The organism is Armatimonas sp. (assembly GCF_031410135.1).
GTDB lineage: Bacteria > Armatimonadota > Armatimonadia > Armatimonadales > Armatimonadaceae > Armatimonas.
In genome coordinates this window covers 1-4,493 of record NZ_JANNYP010000274.1, presented here as the reverse complement: position 1 = coordinate 4,493, position 4,493 = coordinate 1, and the positions used below count along the sequence as shown (strand labels likewise).

3 protein-coding genes are annotated in these 4,493 nt (G+C 61.1%); 1 reads left to right on the top strand and 2 read right to left on the bottom strand.

What is annotated here, in order from left to right:
• Window positions 1–902 (bottom strand): hypothetical protein (locus RMO15_RS10215; RefSeq protein WP_309711516.1); only part of this gene is annotated, 902 nt, incomplete at its 3' end.
• Between the two features lie 32 nt (window positions 903–934).
• Complete coding sequence (gene dacB / locus RMO15_RS10210) at window positions 935–2,305, bottom strand: D-alanyl-D-alanine carboxypeptidase/D-alanyl-D-alanine-endopeptidase (RefSeq protein ID WP_309711514.1); 1,371 nt, start codon at window positions 2,303–2,305, stop codon at window positions 935–937.
• 46 nt (window positions 2,306–2,351) lie between these two features.
• Here dacB and RMO15_RS10205 point away from each other — a divergent pair, with 46 nt between their 5' ends.
• Complete coding sequence (locus RMO15_RS10205) at window positions 2,352–4,247, top strand: FAD-dependent oxidoreductase (protein ID WP_309711512.1); 1,896 nt, start codon at window positions 2,352–2,354, stop codon at window positions 4,245–4,247.
• Window positions 4,248–4,493: the final 246 nt, after the last annotated feature.

Genomic DNA, 4,493 nt, shown 5'->3' with positions numbered 1-4,493 from the left:
ATGTAGCAGAGGTAGTTGCGGTTGTGCGGGTAGTTCCACGTCTCAAAGGGCAGTGCCAGTCGGTCGTTCATGTACCGTAGCTCGGTTCGGGTTGCGGAGTCCATCGCAATGGCGGCCTCGTGCCACATGCCGATCTTGCTGTAGATATGGCCGGGCATGTGCATCGCGTGCCCGATGTCGGGGGCCGACTTGCCGTACAGCTCGCAGCTCTTTATCGCTTGGTCGGAAGAGACGCCATCCCAGTTGTGGATACTGGCGTGGTGCGCCCCCGGATGCATCGGACTCTTGGCAAGAACCTGCTGGATGAGCAGCTCATTGGCAAACGCGCTTCCCTGGCCAATGTTGTAGAGGGCCAGAAGGCTCTTTGCCTCCATGTCGTCGGGGAACCGAATCACGATTTGCTGAAGCGCGGCAACCATCGTCTTGGCGCGGTTCTTCTCCTGCGGTGCGTAGGCTTTCTCCCAGGCCTCGATGTACATACGCTCACGCTCGGTGACTTTGCTCTTGCGCCGAACCGCCTCGCTGAGAAATACCTTGGATCGGTCGAAGTTCTTGTCGTCGTAGTTAGGTGCACCGATCGTGAACCAGTTAAAGCCACAGCGCGCTAGACTCCAGTAGACCATGGCGTTGTCGGGGTCGAGCTTGTGGCACCAGCGAAAAGAGCGTTCGGCTTCCTCAAACCAGAAGGAGTGGAGCAGTGCATTGCCCTGGTTGAACCACTTTTGGGCTTCTGAGTTCTTGGTTGTGATGGGAAACGGGGTGTCGCCGATGCCCTTGATGACCCAGGGCTTTGTCCGCATGCCCGAGTCAAACGCAGACCCGTGTTTGGAGTGGCCCGGCGCATCGTCGGCGCGACAGAGTGAGGAAGCCAACAGGAGCAAGAAAACGAGGAAAAGACGCATAGACCATTTTAGCACAGGCCCCGTCTTAATGGTCAGCGTTTGCGAGGCAGGTCTAATAGCGTGAGCACAAGCGCATCTTGCAGGGCGCGCGCCGTGCTAGCTCCCGCTTCCCGGTCGTAGTGGTTCATGAGGATCGAAAAGACAAGCCGCTCGCCTGCTTTGCTCGTCACGTAGCCCGAGAGCGACGATGCCCCGGTGAGCGTTCCGGTCTTAGCACGGACGTTGTTTTGTGCGGATGTGTTCTTAAAGCGGTTCTTGAGCGTCCCATCCACGCCCCCGATCGGCATGGCCGCGCGGAAATTTGCATCCCCAGCCCGATCTCGCAGGATGCCCATCAAGAGCTGCGCCGTGACCAAGTTCATGCGCGAGAGCCCAGAGCCATCGGCCTGGTAGAAGCCCGTGATAGGAATACTGCGGGACTTGAGCCACTCACGAACGACTTTCGCGCCCTCCGCCGTCGAGCCTGCTTTCCCCTTGATCGCCCCCAGTGTCTTCAAAAAACACTCACCAAAGAGGTTGTCGGAGGGCTTCATGAAGTCCGCCGCGAGCTGTGAGAGAGGCTTAGAGACGGTTACGGTCAGTGCAGTCACGCCCTCGGGCACTTTCCCGGACTCTAAAACGACGTCTTCGGGAACCGTTACTCCCGCCGTACGAAGCGCCTCGGCAAAACGCAATGCGGCGAAACGCGCTGGGTCTTCCACCGTGAGCGCCGTACGCTTCGCATCTGCTTTCTCCCCGATCTTTCCCGTAATCACCACGGTATTTTGCCCACGCTTTCGGCCAATGGAGAGAGCCTGCTCTTTCCCGTCAACGGTGGTGGCCTTGTTCTCAATCGTGAAATACGGCGTCGCCTCCACCAGCGGCGCTTCTCCCACCGCGCCCGGCTTGACGATCACCACTGCCACGTTTTCATCGCAGCTCAGACCAGAGACCTGCGCCGAGAAGGAGAACTCCTCGTCGTCCCACTGCCAGCCCTCCCCCAGAACCTCTGCGTCAAACACCGACGCGTCGTAGAGAAGCTTGCCCTTAAGCTCCGTCACGCCCGCCGCTTTCACGGCCTCCGCGAGTTTTTGTAGCCGTGCAAAGTCCAGTGACGGATCGCCGCTTCCCTTCAAGATCAGATCATCCCCGACGGCATACACGCCCGTGGTGTAGGTAAAGCTCGGCCCCAGTAGCGCCAGCGTCGCCGCACACGTCACGATCTTCATGTTCGAGGCAGGCATCAGAGACTTGTCGGAGTTGCGCTCAAAAAGAAGCTTGCCCGTGTCCAGGGAGACCACACGCACTCCGACCAATCCAGGCCTTAGAGCCTGAGCAGAGAGCGTTTTCTCCAGCCGCGCCCTGATCGAAGCGGGGGCCTGAAGGGGAGCGAGAGCGACGAGACAGAGAAGCGGAGCGAGCATACACGTATTTTACCCTGCGTACTGATTTGGCAGGTAAAATGCGCGTATGAGCCAGACAGCCTTTCCCCTTCTCTTCTCGCCCTGGAGCGTTCGGGGCGCTACGATGAAGAACCGGGTTGTTATTAGTGGACATTTTGCGGGTTGGTGGGTGGACGGCGGCCTGCCCTCCGCGGCGTTTGAGAGCTATATCGAGGAGCGCGCCAAGGGCGGTGTGGGGCTGTTTGTTATTGGAGCGACCTCACCGATGCCCGGCTCAGGGTGGATGGAAAATCTCTCCGATGCGATCATCCCACGCTACGCTGCACTGGCCGCAGCAGGGCACCGGCATGGGATGAAGGTCTTTGCCCAGCTCTGCCACCCCGGATTTCACCCCCTGCCCGGAGTCCCGATCTTTGGTCCGATTCCCAGCACGCCCCCCACCGGGCCACGCGGCAAGAGTGCGCCGCGTAAGGTGCCGACGATTCCCGAGCTTCAGGAGCTGATTGCGGCGCACGGGGTCGCGGCGCGGCGTGCGGCGGAGGGCGGGGTGGACGGCCTGGAGCTCCACGCCCATGAGTCGTTTTTGCACTCCCAGATGCTCAACCCGATGTGGAATACACGTACCGACGAGTACGGCGGCTTTGCCGGCGGCGAGCGGTTTCTACGCGAGACACTGATGGCGATGCGGCAAGCGATTGGCGAGAGCCTGCCGCTGGGCGTGCGGGTCAAGCTTGATGACATGGAGCAGCGCGGCAACACGCCGGAGGTCTACCGTGGGCTGGTTCAGCGCTTGGAGGCCGATGGGTTAGTGGACTACGTGATCACGACGGGCGGCGATGCACGCTTTCATCACGGCCCCACGCCACGGCCCGAGGGCGAGTGGCTCCCGTTAGCGGCAGAATTGCGGAAAATGACGAAACTCCCGCTCTTGCACGCCGGGCGTATCGTCACCGCGCAGCAGGCCGAAGACGCGCTGGCGGCTGGCTGGCTGGATGCGGTCTGCATGACCAAGGCCCATATCTGCGACCCGCACCATGCCAAGAAAGCCCAGGAGGGCAGGCTCGATGACATCCGCTACTGCACGCGCTGCCTCCAGTCTTGCCATGGCGCGATGGATCGCATGACCTGCGTCTACAACCCGCTCACAAGCCGCGAGGCGATTTCGGGCTGGTCGGAGCTGATCCCGGCGGAGAAAAAGAAGCGTGTTGTGGTGGTTGGCGCAGGGCCAGCGGGGATGGAAGCCGCGCTCACCGCACACACCCGCGGCCATGAGGTGATCGTTCTCGAAAAATCTGGGCAGGTTGGTGGTCAGGTGCTGATCGCCGCCTCATCGCCGCTCCGCAAACCTTGGGGCCGCATCGCCGAGTACTACCAGCGCCAAGCGAGCAAGCTGGACGTGCGGCTCAATACCAACGCCACCCCTGAGAGCATCCTCGCCCTCCACCCCGACTGCGTGATCGTCGCCACTGGCTCGCGGCCTGTGCGGTTCCCCGAGACTCTGACGGTTACCGAAGCGCTCCAAGGAGCCGTCGGCAGTGCCAAGCGTGTCCTGATCTTCGACCGTGAAGGCTCCAACCGCGCCCTCACAGCCTGTGACTTTCTCTCGGCACAGGGAAAAGAAGTGGTGTTCGTCACCGCGCTACCGTCGGTGCGCGGCACGGGCGACACGATGCTCCTCGACGAATTTCTGCAGCACTTCCGCCAGCGCGGCGTCACGTTCCACCCTGGCTACGAGCTGGTGGAGCAGTGCCCCATCACGCTCCGGCACACCGATACCGCCGAGGAGCTAGTTTTAGAAGACATTGAGGCCATTGTCGCTACAATTGGCTCCACTCCCGACAATGCCCTCACCCACGCGCTTCGGGAGAGTGGCGTCGAGCTCTACACGATTGGCGATGCGAATCTCCCCCAAACCGTCGAGGCGGCAACGTACCAGGGGGCACGGATCGGGCGACGGGTGTAGGCCCCGCCCGTTGGAGAGCCGAGGCTGGAGAGCATCGTGCCTCCGCTACGAAGGACGTGCCGTCCATACTGAATATATCTTTATGGCCGGAACGGCCTTTGCAGCCGAAGGCTCGTGAGTCCCCCCGCTCCAACCCTAATCTTGTCCCATATCTTTTGCTGATAGGGCTGACATCGCTGAAAAAGCCATTTGCCAGCCCTCCTCCATACCATCCAAACGACGAAGTCCCATCCATAAACTCTTCAC